Annotated in this window: 14 protein-coding genes; 7 read left to right on the top strand and 7 right to left on the bottom strand. The window is 72.5% G+C overall.

The window, feature by feature from the left end; genetic code table 11:
- Positions 1-5 precede the first annotated feature (5 nt).
- Positions 6-848, bottom strand: coding sequence for a helix-turn-helix transcriptional regulator (locus tag ACZ4UX_RS18885; RefSeq protein ID WP_465707530.1), 843 nt, complete (start codon positions 846-848; stop codon positions 6-8).
- Positions 849-1150: 302 nt separating this feature from the next.
- On the opposite strand from ACZ4UX_RS18885, the gene ACZ4UX_RS18890 reads away from it, so the two are divergent.
- Together ACZ4UX_RS18890 and ACZ4UX_RS18895 are read left to right on the top strand one after the other, a co-directional pair.
- Positions 1151-2077: an ABC transporter ATP-binding protein gene (locus ACZ4UX_RS18890; protein WP_465707466.1), complete on the top strand. Its 927-nt coding sequence runs from the start codon at positions 1151-1153 to the stop codon at positions 2075-2077.
- 47 nt (positions 2078-2124) lie between these two features.
- A complete protein-coding gene (locus ACZ4UX_RS18895; protein WP_329492288.1) occupies positions 2125-2844 on the top strand; it encodes an ABC transporter permease in 720 nt (239 codons plus the stop codon).
- Between the two features lie 22 nt (positions 2845-2866).
- Here the strand turns inward: ACZ4UX_RS18895 and ACZ4UX_RS18900 are convergent, their stop codons facing one another.
- Both ACZ4UX_RS18900 and ACZ4UX_RS18905 read right to left on the bottom strand, forming a co-directional pair.
- Positions 2867-3724: a YhjD/YihY/BrkB family envelope integrity protein gene (locus ACZ4UX_RS18900; protein WP_329490024.1), complete on the bottom strand. Its 858-nt coding sequence runs from the start codon at positions 3722-3724 to the stop codon at positions 2867-2869.
- 197 nt (positions 3725-3921) lie between these two features.
- Positions 3922-4302, bottom strand: a complete 381-nt coding sequence (locus tag ACZ4UX_RS18905; RefSeq protein ID WP_465707467.1) for a TipAS antibiotic-recognition domain-containing protein — start codon at positions 4300-4302, stop codon at positions 3922-3924.
- 256 nt (positions 4303-4558) lie between these two features.
- Between ACZ4UX_RS18905 and ACZ4UX_RS18910 the strand changes: the two genes are divergently transcribed.
- Positions 4559-5146 (top strand): maltokinase N-terminal cap-like domain-containing protein, encoded by a 588-nt coding sequence (locus ACZ4UX_RS18910; protein WP_465707468.1) that lies wholly within the window; start codon positions 4559-4561, stop codon positions 5144-5146.
- Positions 5147-5229: 83 nt separating this feature from the next.
- Here ACZ4UX_RS18910 and ACZ4UX_RS18915 read toward each other — a convergent pair whose 3' ends face one another.
- Both ACZ4UX_RS18915 and ACZ4UX_RS18920 read right to left on the bottom strand, forming a co-directional pair.
- Positions 5230-5946, bottom strand: coding sequence for an LAETG motif-containing sortase-dependent surface protein (locus tag ACZ4UX_RS18915; protein ID WP_465707469.1), 717 nt, complete (start codon positions 5944-5946; stop codon positions 5230-5232).
- Positions 5947-6245: 299 nt separating this feature from the next.
- Positions 6246-7592 carry a choice-of-anchor A family protein gene (locus ACZ4UX_RS18920; RefSeq protein ID WP_465707470.1) on the bottom strand — a complete coding sequence of 449 codons (1347 nt, stop codon included), beginning with the start codon at positions 7590-7592 and terminating at the stop codon, positions 6246-6248.
- A 254-nt stretch (positions 7593-7846) separates the two neighbouring features.
- Here ACZ4UX_RS18920 and ACZ4UX_RS18925 point away from each other — a divergent pair, with 254 nt between their 5' ends.
- A complete protein-coding gene (locus ACZ4UX_RS18925) occupies positions 7847-8827 on the top strand; it encodes a COX15/CtaA family protein (protein WP_380386699.1) in 981 nt (326 codons plus the stop codon).
- Between the two features lie 57 nt (positions 8828-8884).
- Here the strand turns inward: ACZ4UX_RS18925 and ACZ4UX_RS18930 are convergent, their stop codons facing one another.
- Positions 8885-9223, bottom strand: a complete 339-nt coding sequence (locus ACZ4UX_RS18930) for a hypothetical protein (protein ID WP_352288142.1) — start codon at positions 9221-9223, stop codon at positions 8885-8887.
- Between the two features lie 72 nt (positions 9224-9295).
- Here ACZ4UX_RS18930 and ACZ4UX_RS18935 point away from each other — a divergent pair, with 72 nt between their 5' ends.
- Positions 9296-9937 (top strand): DUF2461 domain-containing protein, encoded by a 642-nt coding sequence (locus ACZ4UX_RS18935; protein ID WP_352288140.1) that lies wholly within the window; start codon positions 9296-9298, stop codon positions 9935-9937.
- A gap of 53 nt (positions 9938-9990) precedes the next feature.
- On the opposite strand, the gene ACZ4UX_RS18940 is transcribed toward ACZ4UX_RS18935, so the two are convergent.
- Entirely contained in the window at positions 9991-10932 is a 942-nt protein-coding gene (locus tag ACZ4UX_RS18940; RefSeq protein ID WP_465707471.1) for a heme o synthase, read from the bottom strand.
- 467 nt (positions 10933-11399) lie between these two features.
- Between ACZ4UX_RS18940 and tkt the strand changes: the two genes are divergently transcribed.
- Positions 11400-13499, top strand: coding sequence for a transketolase (tkt, locus tag ACZ4UX_RS18945; protein WP_465707472.1), 2100 nt, complete (start codon positions 11400-11402; stop codon positions 13497-13499).
- Positions 13500-13592: 93 nt separating this feature from the next.
- On the top strand, positions 13593-14732 hold the full coding sequence (gene tal, locus ACZ4UX_RS18950) for a transaldolase (protein ID WP_465707473.1): 1140 nt from the start codon (positions 13593-13595) through the stop codon (positions 14730-14732).
- Positions 14733-14767: the final 35 nt, after the last annotated feature.

Here is a 14767-nt window from a genome sequence, read left to right on the forward strand (position 1 = left end):
GCTTCCTAACGCGCGGACGCTGAATCTTCGGTGGACGTACCGGCAGTCGGCACTGCACCGGAACCCGGACCCGCGCTGCGCAGGGAGGGCGACGATGCGGCACCGGGTGCCGGCACATAGGTGGTGCAGACCCCGTCGCCGTGGGCGATGGTGGCCAGCCGTTGCACATGGGTGCCCAGCAGTTGGGAGAAGACCTCGGTCTCCGCCTCGCAGAGCTGCGGGAACTGCTCGGCGATGTGCGCGACCGGGCAGTGGTGCTGGCAGAGCTGGGCGCCCGCCGGGGCTTTCGCCGCGGCTGACGGAACCCGCCGCACCGTGGCAGCGTACCCGTCGGCGCTGAGCGCCCGGGCGAGTGCCTCGGTCCGCTCACCGGCCTCGGCCTGGCGCAGGGCGTCCAGGTACTTCTCACCCTGCTTGCCGAACCGGGCGCGGGCAAAGGCGGCGACCGCCTCCTCGCCCGCCGCGCCGCCGCCCACCGCGTCGGAGATCCAGCGCAGCGCGTCGGCCGCGAGCTGGTCGTACGCCTGGTAGAAGGCGTCCCGACCGGACTCGGTGAGGGCGAAGACCTTGGCCGGGCGACCCCGGCTGCGGCTGCCGTAGACCCGCTGTTCACGGGCGTCGACCAGTCCTGCGGCGGCTAGGCCGTCCAGGTGACGGCGGACGGCGGCGGTCGTCAGACCGAGCCGGTTCGCCAGGTCGGCGGCGGAGGACGGACCGTGGTCGAGGATCGACCGGGCCACCCGGTCCCGGGTCGCGCGGTGACCGTCGAGCAGCACCTCGGTCGCGTTCGCGGGCACGGCGCAGCCGGGGGCCGACTCGGCCTCCTGCTGCGGGGAGTGCTCGCGCATGTTTTTCACAACACGATTGTTGCGTAATTACTTCCGCCGGGACAAGCCGTGATGCAGGCCTCACTCGTGTCATCTGTCACGCAGGTAAGCCTTACCTGACCTGCGAAAACGATCACCGGGCACCGGTTCCGGCGGTCGTTCCGGCCCTCCTCGCCCCCCGGCGGACCCCCGGACGGCCCGCCGTCCAGGCCATCGACCCGCTCCACCCACCACCCCTTCGGCCGCCCGTCCGGTGCCGCGTCCGGCCCCGGCGCGGCCTCCCGCTCCGGGCCGCCGTGTTCGCGCCTCATACACTCGCCGGTATGCATTCCGAACCCGCGGTCCGGGTCACCGGGCTGGTCAAGCGCTACGGCACCAAGACGGCGGTGGACGGTCTCGACCTGACCCTCGCGCGCGGCGCCGTCACCGCCGTGCTCGGTCCCAACGGCGCCGGCAAGACCACCACCATCGAGATCTGCGAGGGCTACCGCCGCCCGGACGCCGGCACCGTCCGCGTCCTCGGCCTCGACCCGGTCGCCCAGGGCGCCGAGCTCCGCCCGCGGATCGGCGTGATGCTGCAGTCCGGCGGCGTGTACGCGGGAGCGCGCGCCGTCGAAATGCTCCGGCACACCGCCAAGCTGCACGCCCACCCGCTGGACGTGGACGCCCTGGTCGAACGCCTCGGCCTCGGCTCCTGCGGCCGGACCACCTACCGCCGGCTCTCCGGTGGCCAGCAGCAGCGGCTCGCCCTGGCGATGGCCGTGGTCGGCCGGCCCGAGCTGGTCTTCCTGGACGAGCCGACCGCCGGCCTCGACCCGCAGGCCCGCCGCGCCACCTGGGAGCTGGTCCGCGACCTCCGCCGGGACGGCGTCACCGTGGTCGTCACCACCCACCACATGGACGAGGCCGAGCAGCTCGCCGACCGGGTCGCCGTCGTCGACCGGGGCAAGGTCATCGCCGAGGGCACCCCGGACGAGCTCTGCCGCGGCGGCGCCGAGTCCTCGCTGCGCTTCGACGGCCCGCCCGGGCTCGACCTCGCCCCGCTGCTCAAGGAGCTGCCCGACGGCGCCACCGCCACCGAGGCCTCCCCCGGCAGCTACCGCATCGAGGCGCCCGTCGATCCGCAGCTGCTGGCCACCGTCACCGGTTGGTGCGCGGCCTCCGGCATCCTCCCCGAGCGGCTCGCCGTGCAGCGCCGCAGCCTCGAAGACGTCTTCCTCGACCTGACCGGACGGGACCTCCGCTCGTGACGACCACCGACTACTCGCCCGCGCCCGGCGCCGCCCCGGTCGGCCGGATGCTGCTCGCGCAGACCGCCTTCGAGACGAAGATGCTGCTGCGCAACGGCGAACAGCTGCTGCTGACCGTCATCATCCCGACGGTGCTGCTCGTGCTCTTCTCCGCCGTCGACATCGTCGCCGTCGAGGGCCCCGGCAAGCGCGTCGACTTCCTGGCACCCGGCCTGCTGGCGCTGGCCGTGATGTCCACCGCGTTCACCGGGCAGGCCATCGCCACCGGCTTCGAACGCCGCTACGGCGTGCTGAAGCGGCTCGGCGCCAGCCCGCTGCCGCGCTGGGCGCTGCTCACCGCCAAGACCGGCTGCGTGCTGGTCACCGAGGCGCTCCAGGTCGCCCTGCTGAGCGTGATCGCGCTCGCCCTCGGCTGGTCCCCGCACGGCGACCCGTTCAGCGTCGTCGCCCTGCTCGTCCTCGGCACCGCCGCCTTCTCCGGCCTCGGGCTGCTGATGGCCGGCACCCTCAGGGCGGAGGCCACGCTGGCCGCCGCCAACCTGGTCTTCGTCCTGCTGCTGCTGGCCGGCGGCGTGATCGTGCCGCTGAGCAGGTTCCCGGCCGCCGTCCAGTCGGTGCTGGAGCTGCTCCCGATCGCCGCGCTGTCGGACGGCCTCCGCTCGGTCCTCCAGACCGGCGCCGGTGTGCCCTGGGCCGACCTCGGCATCCTGGGCGCCTGGGCGGTCGTGGCCCTGGCCGCCGCCGCCCGCTTCTTCCGCTGGGAGTGACCCTCGGGGCGCGCCCCGAGGGTCAGGGCCCGCCCGGCTCGTCCGGGTCCTTGGACCGGCGGTAGCGGGCGATCTGCCGCCGGGTGGTGTGCCACCGCGACCGCGCCTGCTCGATCACGGTGTGCCACTCGCGGCGGATCTCGTCGTCGGGCGGACGCTCACCCCGGGCGATACCGACGAGCTCGTCGCGCACCTCCCGCCCGAGCGCGGCCGAGCCGACGGTGACGAGCATGGCGCCGAAGAGTCCCGAGAGCGTCGCGAAGACGGCGCCCACGGCGCCGTACCGGGCGGCCGAGGAACTGAACAGGTGCGGCAGGTAGACCGTCGCGCCCACCGAGTAGACCGCCGCCAGGACGCCCCCGACGACACCGAACGGGAGCAGGGCCCGCCAGGCGACCCGCCGCGCGGTGAGGATCCAGCCGCCCCAGACGAGGAAGGCCGCGGTCACCGGTGCCTCGGCCGCGGCCGCCCCCAGCTGCAGGCGCCCCCGGCCGAGGAAGCCGTAGACCAGACCGGTGGCCATCAGGTAGCCGGTGAGACCGGCCACCCACCACAGGTCGTTCAGCGTGTTGCGCACACTGAGCGGTCTGAGCTCCCAGGTCTGCTCGAACAGGCGCTGGACCGCCCGGGCGAAGCTCAGCACCGAGATCACGAGGAACACCGCTCCGAAGACACCGATGGTCGCGGCCGTGCCGGACGAGGGCGCGAACACCTGCCGGATGGCGTCGGCGCCCTCACCGGTGAGCTGGTAGCGGCCGATGATCCGCTCCGCCGTGTCCGCGTGCCCCGTGCGCGCCAGGACGCCACCGGTGAGGATCGAGAGCGGGACGGTCGCCGCCAGCGCGCCGGCGGCGAGGGCCATCGAGCGGTCGAAGCCCACGAGCTTCTGGAAACGGCTGACGCAGCGCAGGGCGAAGGCCGGGCGAAGCCAGAACGTCAGCGTTCTGATGACGCGTTCGCGGCTGGTCCGGGCCGTCGCGCCCTCCTCGGTTCTCCTCGGTCCCGTGCTGGCTGCGAGCGTAGCCCGCCCGGCCGTCGGCGGGAGCCCGCGACGCGGCCGTACCGGCGGGTCCCGCCCTACGGGGCGAAGCCGGTCCCGCGTTCGGCGAAGACGCCCATCGCCTCCCCCAGGAACTCCACCATCCTGGGGTGGTAGGAGTTGTGGAAGTCCCTCATGTCGTCGTTCTCCGCGTAGAAGAGCGCCATGCCGACGTAGGCCTTCCTGGTGGGGACGTAGAACCGGCAGGCGATGTCGAAGTGCCTGCCGACCAACTCCTGGATCTGCGGGTCCCCGGGCAGGGAGCCCTCCAGAACGGCCGCGATCTCCTTGTACAGCCCGTCCCAGTCCTGGTGGACCCGGTCCCGGTCCACGTGCTCCCAGTGGTCGGTCTCGGCAAGGCTCTTCGCCTGCTCCCCGGCCAACGCCCGGCGACACTCGTCTTCGTACTGATTCCCCATGGCACCGATTCCCGTGATTCCCGTGCCCCGTCGGCGAATTCCCCGGGGCCCGACCGACCTGCCGACGTTGATCAACTGCTCGGTCCCGGCCGAACAGTGGCACACCCCCGCAGGGGCGGCAATCCGTTTTGTTCAGCCCGGCGCCGAGCGCCCGGCCCGGTTCGGCACCGCCCCCGCCCGCGCCGGGTGATGCCGTCCGATACGTTCGACCGCATCCCGTGGCAGGACGGGGCCGGATCTACGCGCGAGGGAAGTCATGGCCGCCATCCACCGCACCACCATGAAGCCCACCAAACTGGAGCTGCTCACCGGCTGGCTGCCGAAGCAGAGCTGGTACCTGGGCACCGCAGGCACCCCGGAACTGACGACGGCCGGCGGGTTCCGGCTGGACGATCCGGAGGGCGAGGTCGGGATCGAGTTCATGGTCGTGGTGGACACCTCCGCGCCGGAACCGGTCGCGTACCTGGTGCCGCTGGCCTACCGGGGTACGGCGCTGGCGGACGCCCCAGCCGAGGCGCTGATCGGCACCTCCGAGCACGGGGTGCTCGGCACCCGGTGGATCTACGACGGCGCCCACGACCCGGTGGTGTCGGCGCAGTCGCGCGCGCTCCTGCGCGGCGGGGCCGTCCCGCAGCACCAGAGCCTGAGCGACACCCCCGACCCCGGCGTCACCGTGCACGGCGCACCGGCCGCCGAGGCGTTCGACGTCCGGCTCAACCGCGTCCTGCGGCCCACGGAGGCCGCGGATGCCGCGGAGGGCCCTGCCGCGCGCCTGGTCGCCGGGTGGACCTGGCCGGACGGCACACCCGCCCGGGGCGTCTTCGCGACCGTCACCCCGGGCTAGCAGGCCGCGCGGGGCCTCGGCACAGAGCACGGTGGCCCCCGCTCGTCGTGCGAGCGGGGGCCACGGTGCGATCGGCGTGGGCGTCAGCTCTCGCTGCCGCCGCTGCGGCGCTTGCGGGCCAGCAGGACGAGCGCGCCGCCGAGCAGGACGACGCCGCCACCGGCCGCGGCGATGATCGGGGTGGCGTCACTGCCACCGGTCTGGGCGAGCACCGGGCCCGGGGTGGCGGTGCTCGGCGCCGGGGTGGGCGTCCGGGTCGGGGTGGGCGTCGCCGTGGGGGTCTTGGTGGGGGTCGGCGTCGGGCTCGACGTCGGGGTGCTGGTGGGCGTAGGGGTCAGGGTGGGCGTCGGCGTCGGGGTCGCCGTGGGGGTGGGGGTGGGAGTCGGGGTCTTGGTGGGCGTGGGGGTCGGGGTGGGCGTCGGGGTCTGGCAGACCTCGATCGTCTTGGTCTCCGTCTTGTTCCAGTCGGCGTTCTTCGGGTCCTCGGTGGTGGTGACCACGAAGGTCGCGCTGACCGGCTTGGCGTGGTCCTTCACCGGGAACGTCCCGTGGAACTCCTTGCCGAACGGCTTCTGGTCGAGCACCTTCTCGCCGTCGACGGTCAGGCTGACGACGTTCTTCACACCGCTCGCGTCGCTGTAGTTGGTCAGATCGATCACGATCTTGTCGCAGGTCACCTGCCACTTGGGCGCGTGCGCCGAGGCGCTGGTCGCCAGTGCCAAGGGCAGCAGGACGGCGGCTGCCGCCGTCCCCGCCAGTGCCGCGTTCCTGATGCCGATCTGCCGCCGCTGTCGCGCCATTTCGTTGTCCCCTCCGAACGGTCTTGCGCAGCAGGCTTGTTGAAAGGCTCGCGGTGGCCCGCCACGACTGTCCGGGGGACTCTACCGGCACACCCTCACCTCCCCACACCCCGCCGTACGACCGGATTTCGACTGTCCGTCCGGCCTCGGTTGTGCAAGGAGCAGCCCATCACGGCGGCGACCTCGCACGACACCCGTTCGGCGAACTTGAACGTATTCCGTCACAGTGGCGCAAACGCACTGCCCCCGGCGGTCGAATCCGACCACCGGGGGCAGCACTACGGTCGCCCGGCGGGCCGTCAGGCCTTCCTGGCCGCCCGGCGACGGGTGGCCACCACGATCGCGCCACCGGCGGCGATCACGACGGCGCCGGCGATCGTCAGCGGGACGACCGGGCCGGAGCCGGTGTGGGCGAGGCCGCCTCCGGTGGTCGCCTCCGCTGACGGGGCGGCCGAGGCGCTCGGCACCACCGCCGCCGACGGGGAGGCGGAGGCCGCCGGGCTGCCCGTGGCGCCCGGGCCCGGGGTGCCGGTCGTCGGGGCGGACGGGCTGCCGGAGCCGCCCGGGGTCACCGAGGCGCCGGGCGTCGCCGGCGTGCTCGGGGTCACCGACGCGCTCGGCGTGGAGGACGGCGACGGCGAACCGCTCGGCACCACCGGCGGCACGGTCGGCGCGGTGGTCGGCGGCACCTCGGTGTTCAGGCAGCCGGTGAACGGGTAGTGGTGCGTCTCCGCGCCGCCCTTGCCGGTCAGCGACTTGGCGATCACCGAGCCGTTGACCGGTCCGCCGCTGCCGAGGTCGAAGGCGGCGTTCGGCGCCAGCACGGTGCCGGCCCAGGCGGCCTGGCTGTTCTTGACCACCTTGGTGGCGGTCGGGAAGTTCCAGAGGAGCTTGGCCCGGACCGCCCCGCCCGACGCGCTCTGCAGCTTGTCGTCCAGGACGTAGGCCTTCTTGCCCTCGTCCCACAGGTGGAAGCCCGTGGTCCGGGCGGCGGCCATGTCGTAACTGTCGCCGGTCACGGTGACGACGGTGACCGAACCGACCGGCACCTTCACGAAGACGTCGGTGGCGCCCTGGAGCGTCGCCGCGCTGACGGTGAAGCTGTTGAGCGTGGCGTCGGCGCTGCTCAGGTAGAGCTGCGCGCCCTTCGCCTCGACCTTGGCGCCGGCGGTCTGCGCCCCGGCCGCGAGGGCGGTGGCGGCCGAGCGGAGCTTGGCGAACTCGGCCTTGAAGTCGATCGGGGAGGCGCCCTGGCTGATCTTGCCCTGGTGGGCGTCCACCACGGCGCCGGGGGCCTTCGAGCCGTAGACGCCGTTGCCCTTCATCACCTGGGTGTTGTGCCCGGTGATCTTGCCGGCGACGACCAGCGCGTTGCCGCCGGGAAGCGCCGCGACCTGGTCCGCGGTCAGTTCCTGGCCGACCGAGAAGCCGCCGGTGAAGTCCGCGTTGCCGCCGACCGCCACCGCGCCCTCGGCGTCCGGCGTGTGGGTGTCGTCGCCCTCGATGAACTCCCCGTAGAGATTGGCGACGCCGAGGCTCTGGCACTGCCGGCCGGGCTCGGCCGCGTGCGCGGCCGGGGCGACCAGACCGGCCAGGGCGAGGGATCCGCCGAGAGCGAGCGCTGCGGCGGGTGTGGGTATGCGCATGTGCAGGATCTCCGCTTACGTGCGGGGGTGGGAGCGGTCCCGGAAAAAGGTATGGACCAAGCCGCACTCTTTCGGCCAACCGAGTGATTGGTCAAGACCAATGTCCGCCTTGCCCGAACAGTCCCGTTCGGGCCGAACGGCCTGCCCCGGGGCCCGCCGGACGGCCCCCGGGGCGACGGACCGGCGACGGGCCGGACGGCGCCCGCCCGGCGCGACCCCGCCCCGCCCCAAGATCGGCTGTAAGGCCGCCTACGATTGACCCCGTGCCTACCCCCTTCTCCCTGCTCGCCGACCGCTGGCAGCCGTCCGCCGCCATGGTCCGGCGCGCCGCGTTCGCCGCGCTGGTGATGAGCGTGGTGATCGTCGTGACCGGCGGAGCCGTCCGGCTCACCGCCTCCGGCCTCGGCTGCACCACCTGGCCCCGCTGCACCGGCGAGAGCATCACGCCGACGCCCGAAATGGGCCTCCACGGCATCATCGAGTTCACCAACCGGATGCTGACCTACGTGCTGAGCGCCGCGGTCGGCTGGGCGATCCTCGCCGCCCGCTGCCACCGGCCCTGGCGGCGCGGTCTGAGCAGGCTCGGCTGGGCCCAGTTCTGGCTGGTGATGAGCAACGCCGTGATCGGCGGCATCACCGTGCTGACCGGCCTCAACCCCTACACGGTCGCCGTCCACCTGATCTCCGCGATGGCCCTGGTCTGGGTCGCGCTGCTGATGTGGGAGCGCTCGCGCGAGGGCGACGGCCCGCCGCGGCCGGCGGTGGCCGGTCCGATCGTCCGGCTCTCCTACGTCCTGGTCACCGTGATCGGCCTGCTGGTGGCGGCCGGGACGCTGGTGACCGGCGCCGGGCACCACCCCGGGACGCCCAAGGACAACAAGCTGGTGCCGCGGATCCCCCTCGACTACGACCGCCTCGCCCAGGTGCACGCCGACCTGGCGTTCGTCTCGGTCGGCCTGGCGGTCGCGGTGCTCTTCGTGTTCGCCGCCGTGAAGGCCCCGCCGGCCGCCCGCGCGCGGGCCCGCGAGCTGCTCGCGGTGCTGCTGCTCCAGGGCGTGCTCGGCTTCGTCCAGTACTTCACGGACGTCCCGGAGCTGCTGGTCGGCATCCACATGCTGGGCGCCACGCTCACCTGGATCGCCGTCCTGCGCATCCCGCTGGCGCTGCGCGTGCGCGAGGGCGCCGCGCCCACCGCGCCGCTGCCCGCCCAGGCGCCGCGGACCGCCGCGGTCTGAGCGTGCGAGAGGGGCCCCGGGGAGACCCGGGGCCCCTCTCGCGTGCTCGTCGCGGCCTCAGCCGCCGATCTGGATACCGGCCATCCGCTTCCACTCGTACGGGCCGGTCCTGACCTTCAGGCCCAGCTCGCCCTCGAAGCTGTCGTGCAGGGTAACCCCGGCCAGCTCGGCGGCCCGGCGGCCGACGGCGTAGCTCGGGGCGACCTGGTCGCCCCAGGCGCCGTCCGCGCCGACCACGACGATCCGGGTGGCGACGGTGCCCACGTACTCGACGACGCCGTCGGCGCTGCCGCCGTGCTGCTCGGCGAAGGCGGTCAGGTGCTTGGCGATGCGCTTGGCGCGGCGCTCGACGCGGGCGTCCGGCGCGGCGGGGGTGGCGGTCTCTGCGCTGCTCATGCCCGCATGCTACCGATCGGTAGCCGAGCTGGCGACGGGACCGGGCTGTGCACCGGACCACATACTGGAGCGGTGACCTTCCAAGGCTGGCCGGCCGAGGCCCTAGAGTTCTACGAGCACCTGGAGACCGACAACTCCAGGACCTTCTGGCAGTCCCACAAGGACCGGTACGAGCACGCCGTCCGGGAGCCGATGGAGCGACTGCTCGCCGAGCTGGAGCCCGGGTTCGGGCCGGGCAGGATCTTCCGCCCCAACCGGGACGTCCGGTTCAGCGCCGACAAGTCCCCGTACAAGACGCACATCGGCGCCCACCTGGAGAGCGGCGGCTACATCCAGCTCTCCGCCGACGGCCTGGCCTGCGGCAACGGGCTGTACCGGCTCGCCCCGGACCAGCTGGCGCGCTACCGGGCCGCCGTCGCCGAGGAGGTCGGCGGCGCCGAGCTGGAGCGGGTGATCGCCCGGGTCCGCGCGGCCGGGCCGGAGGTGGTCGGCCGGGACAGCCTCAGGTCCGCCCCGCGCGGCTACCCCCGGGACCACCCGCGGATCGAGCTGCTCCGCCACAAGGGGCTGGTCGCCTGGCAGGAGTGGCCGCCGGCGGCGTGGCTCGGCACCCGGGCCGCCCACGACCGGATCACCGGCTTCCTGCGGGCCTCCCAGCCCCTGCGGGACTGGCTGGACGACCGGGTGGGACCCTCCGAACTGCCCCCGCGCTGAGACGCGGAAGGGGCCCCGGTCCGAAGACCGGGGCCCCTTCTCCACGTCGGCGGCTACTTCACGAACGGATCCACCGCGATCACCACGAACAGCAGCGTCAGATAGGTGATCGACCAGTGGAAGAGGCGCATCTCCTTGAGCTTCGCGCCGACCACCCCGGCCTTGGCGCGGGCGTACAGTCCGTGCGCCTCCTTCAGCCAGGCCACACCCAGCACGACCGCCGAGACGGGGTACAGCCAGCTGGTCTCCGCCAGCGGCCAGAGCGCCAGCGAGACGGCGACCATCACCCAGGAGTAGAGGACGATCTGCTTGGCGACCGCCAGGTTGCCCTTGACCACCGGGAGCATCGGCACGCCGGCCCGCTCGTAGTCCTCGCGCACCTTCATCGACAGCGGCCAGTAGTGCGGCGGCGTCCAGAAGAAGATGACCAGGAAGAGCACCAGCGCCGACCAGGACACCGAACCGGTGACCGCCGCCCAGCCGACGAAGACCGGCATGCAGCCGGCGATCCCGCCCCAGACGATGTTCTGCGCGGTGCGCCGCTTCAGCCCCAGCGTGTAGACGAACACGTAGAACAGCAGGGCCGACAGCGCCAGCAGCGAGGAGAGCGCGTTGACCAGGAAGCCGAGCCAGAGCGTGGAGCCGACCGCCAGCGCGATGCCGAAGACCAGCGCCTCGCGCGGTGACACCATCCCGGTGACGAGCGGCCGCCGCTCGGTGCGCGACATCACCGCGTCGATGTCGCGGTCGATGTACATGTTGAGGGCGTTGGCGCCACCGGCCGACAGGTAGCCGCCGATGACCACCTTGAGGACCAGCAGCGGATCCGGGACACCGCGCTGCGCCAGGAACATCACCGGGACGGTGGTGATCAGCAGCAGTTCGATGATCCGAGGCTTGGTCAGTGCGACGAATGCGCCGACACGGGCCCCGAACGGCCGGTGCGCAGGCGTCGCCCCGGTGACCCCGGCGGGACGGGATTCGACGGCGGTCACTAACACCCCAACTGAAGATGAATCTTCGCAGGCGTCCACCGGAACGATGTTCCCGAATCGTCCGCTCTGCGCGTACCACGCCACCTTAGACGCTCCATATCTCCCCACCGGCTCCGGGGTCCCCCGGGCGGGGCGGAACGCACACCCCTGGGTGAACCCCTGGGCGAACACACGAAGCCGACCTGCTGCGATACCTGTCCCCCGTCCCGGCCCCCGAACGGGCAGAGGCCGTGAAACCGGGAGAGGCTGGGACAAAAGAACCCTTCGAACCCTCGTGGGAATCGCCATACGGAAATGCCCGTTGTCTCAGCACGGAGGGTGATCCCCGACCCGGACGGTAGGCTCGCACCGAGAAGCGGGATCTACCCTCCGTGACCGGCACCACCCAGCGTCCGGCCCCATCGACGTGGCCGACCCGGTCCCCTTCACGGGGTCACTCTTCACAACGGAAGGAGCCCTGAGACAGGGTGAGCACGACGCCGACGAATGCATTCGAGTGGTCCGAGCTGGACGAGCGGACGGTCGACACCGCCCGCGTCCTGGCCATGGACGCGGTCCAGAAGGTCGGCAACGGACACCCCGGGACGGCCATGTCGCTGGCCCCGGCGGCGTACCTGATCTTCCAGCGCTTCCTGCGCCACGACCCGACCGACCCGGCCTGGGTGGGCCGCGACCGTTTCGTCCTCTCTCCCGGGCACACCAGCCTGACCCTCTACACGCAGCTCTACTTCTCGGGCTACGGCCTGGAGCTGGACGACCTCAAGGCGTTCCGGGTCGCGGGCAGCCGCACCCCGGGCCACCCCGAGCACGGTCACACCGCGGGTGTCGAGACCACCACCGGCCCGCTCGGCCAGGGCATCGGCAACGCCGTGGGCATGGCGATGGCCGCCCGCTTCGAGCGCGGTCTGTTCGACCCGGACGCCCCCGCCGGCGAGTCGCCGTTCGACCACACCATCTGGGCCATCGTCTCCGACGGCGACCTGGAGGAGGGCATCTCCGCCGAGGCGTCCTCGCTGGCCGGCCACCAGAAGCTGGGCAACCTGGTCGCGCTCTACGACGACAACCACATCTCGATCGAGGGCGACACCGAGACCGCCTTCTCCGAGGACGTGCTCAAGCGCTACGAGGCGTACGGCTGGCACGTGCAGCGGGTCGCCCCGAAGTCCAACGGCGACATCGACGTGGCCCTCGTGGCCGAGGCGCTGGCCGCGGCCAAGGCCGAGACCTCCCGCCCGTCGATCATCGCGATGCGCACCATCATCGCCTGGCCGGCCCCGGACGCGCAGAACACCGCCAAGGCGCACGGTTCCGCGCTCGGCGCCGCCGAGATCGCCGCCACCAAGAAGGTCCTGGGCTTCGACCCGGAGAAGACCTTCGAGGTCAGCGACAAGGTCATCGAGCACGCCCGCCAGGTGATCAAGCGCGGCAAGGCCGCCCGCGACGAGTGGCAGCGCTCCCTCGACGCCTGGCGCGCCGCCCACCCGCACCGCGCCGCCGAGTTCGACCGCATCCAGGCCGGCGAGCTCCCCGACGGCTGGAAGAAGGCCGTCCCGGTCTTCGCGGCCGGCAAGGACGTCGCCACCCGCAAGGCCTCCGGCGAGACCCTCAAGGCGCTCGGCGCGGTGATCCCGGAGCTGTGGGGCGGCTCGGCCGACCTCGCGGAGTCCAACCTCACCACCATCGACGAGGACAGCTCCTTCCTCCCCGAGGGCAACCCGCTGAAGTCGGCCAGCCCCTACGGCCGGACGATCCACTTCGGCATCCGCGAGCACGCCATGGGCTCGACCATGAACGGCATCGCGCTGCACGGCGGGACCCGGGTCTTCGGCGGCACCTTCCTGGTCTTCGCCGACTACATGCGCCCGGCCGTCCGCCTGGCCGCGCTGATGAAGCTGCCGGTCACCTACGTCTGGACGCACGACTCGATCGGCCTCGGCGAGGACGGCCCGACCCACCAGCCCGTCGAGCACCTCGCCTCGCTGCGCGCCATCCCGGGCCTGTCGATGGTCCGCCCGGCCGACGCCAACGAGACGGCCGTCGCCTGGCGCACGATCGTCGAGCGGCACAGCAGCCACCCGGGCCCGGTCGGCCTGGCGCTCACCCGCCAGAACGTCCCGACCTACGACCGCGAGGTCTTCGGCTCCGCGGAGGGCACCGCGAAGGGCGGCTACGTCCTGGCCGAGGCGTCGACCGGCGACCCGCAGCTGATCCTGCTCGCCACCGGCTCCGAGGTCCAGCTGGCCGTCAGGGCCCGCGAGGTCCTGGAGGCCGAGGGCGTCGCGACCCGCGTGGTCTCGCTGCCGTCCTTCGAGTGGTTCCAGGAGCAGGACCAGGCCTACCGCGACAGCGTGCTGCCGCCGTCGGTCCGGGCCCGCGTCTCGGTCGAGGCCGGCATCGCCCAGGGCTGGCGCGAGCTGGTCGGCGACCACGGCCGGATCGTCTCGCTGGAGCACTTCGGCGCCTCCGCCGACTACCAGGTGCTCTTCGAGGAGTTCGGTCTGACCGCCGAGCGGGCCGTCGCGGAGGCGCACAACGCCCTGCGCTCGCTCGAAGCCGTCAACCGCTAGTACCGCCTGGGCCGCGTGCCCGCCCGCACAGCGGGTACGCGGCCCGTCTGACGACCCCACAGACAGATGAAGACAGAAGAAGGACTGAGCACCATGACTGACGCACTGAAGCGCCTCAGCGACGAAGGCGTGGCGATCTGGCTGGACGACCTCAGCCGGAAGCGACTGAACACCGGCAACCTCGCCGAGCTGGTACAGAACAAGCACGTGGTGGGCGTCACCACCAACCCCACCATCTTCCAGAAGGCCATCGGCGGCGGGGACTCCTCCTACGACGGCCAGCTGCGCGACCTCGCCGTCCGCAAGGTCACCACCGACGAAGCCGTCCGCATGATCACCACCTCGGACGTCCGGGACGCCGCCGACGTGCTGCGCCCGGTCTACGACGCCTCCAACGGCCGCGACGGCCGGGTCTCCATCGAGGTCGACCCGCGGCTGGCCCACGAGACGGCCGCGACCGTCGCCGAGGCCAAGCAGCTCTGGTGGCTGGTCGACCGCCCGAACATCTTCATCAAGATCCCCGCCACCAAGGCCGGCCTGCCCGCGATCGCCGAGGTCATCGGCAAGGGCATCAGCGTCAACGTCACGCTGATCTTCTCGCTGGAGCGCTACCGCGCGGTGATCGACGCCTTCCTGACCGGTCTGGAGGCCGCCAAGGCCAAGGGCCTGGACCTCTCGCAGATCGAGTCGGTCGCCTCCTTCTTCGTCTCCCGCGTGGACACCGAGATCGACAAGCGCCTCGACGAGGTCGGCGGCGACGCCAAGCAGCTGCGCTCCAAGGCCGCCCTGGCCAACGCCCGCCTGGCCTACCAGGCGTACGAGGAGGTCTTCGGCAGCGTCGACGGCAAGACCGCCGGCAGCGACCGCTGGAAGGCCCTGGAGGCCGCCGGCGCCAAGCCGCAGCGCCCGCTCTGGGCCTCCACCGGCGTCAAGGACCCGGCCCTGCCGGACACCCTCTACGTCACCGAGCTGGTCGCCCCCGGCACCGTCAACACGATGCCCGAGGCCACCCTGGAGGCCACCGGCGACCACGGCGTGATCACCGGCGGCACCATCGTCCCCAACTACGCCGACGCCACCGAGGTGATGGCCGCCATCGCCGCCGCCGGCGTGGACTACGACGACGTGGTCCAGGTCCTGGAGGACGAGGGCGTCCAGAAGTTCGAGCAGTCCTGGAACGAGCTGCTCGACACCGTCACCGCCTCGCTCGCCTCGTTCGCCGACGAGAAGTGACCCCTGCTCACAGCCAGCGCACGAAAGCGGAGCAC

This window comes from Kitasatospora sp. NPDC028961 (assembly GCF_055564815.1).